This is a genomic window from Acinetobacter sp. 24-47-67, assembly GCF_056779735.1.
Genome location: NZ_JBWYIK010000024.1, coordinates 1 through 684, shown reverse-complemented (window position 1 = coordinate 684; position 684 = coordinate 1). Strand labels below are relative to the sequence as shown.

Sequence of the window (684 nt, the reverse complement as noted above, 5' to 3'; positions counted from 1 at the left end):
TGTGCTCTATGTGTATCGGTGTGGGTCAAGGCATCGCTTTAATTATCGAACGTGTTTAACTATTAAAAACCCCCTCCCTTTTCTCAAGGGAGGTCGGGAGGGATTCTATGCCTACTTTTTCTTCAAATGATGCGCAAATCAATTATCAAACTTTTGGTGATTCAAGCAAGCCTGCTCTTGTTTTCTCTAACTCTTTAGGGACAAATTTCAGCATGTGGCAATCACAAATTGAGTTTTTTAAAGCTTCTCATTATGTGATTTGTTATGACACACGTGGTCATGGTGCATCGGACGCGCCTCAAGGTCCATATACCATTGATCAACTTGGTCAAGATGTGGTGAATTTACTCGACCATTTGAATGTTGAAAAAGCTGCATTCTGTGGTATTTCGATGGGTGGTTTGACAGGCCAATGGTTAGCGATCAATCATCCTCAACGCTTTAGTCATGTGATTGTGTGTAATACCGCCGCTAAAATTGGCAATGAAAATGCTTGGAATGATCGTGCCGTATTGGTTCGTGAACAAGGTTTAGCACCGATTGCATCAACGGCTGCAGGTCGTTGGTTTACAGATCCCTTTATCCAAAGCAACCCAGCAGTGATTGAAAAACTTTCAAACGACTTAGGAGCTGGCAGCCCTGAAGGTTATGCAAGCTGCTGTGAAGCTTTGGCTAAGGCGGATG

1 protein-coding gene is annotated in these 684 nt (G+C 43.1%); it reads left to right on the top strand.

What is annotated here, in order from left to right; translation table 11 throughout:
* Positions 1–107 precede the first annotated feature (107 nt).
* Positions 108–684 (top strand): alpha/beta fold hydrolase (locus AC1M9K_RS14475; RefSeq protein ID WP_481589633.1); only part of this gene is annotated, 577 nt, incomplete at its 3' end.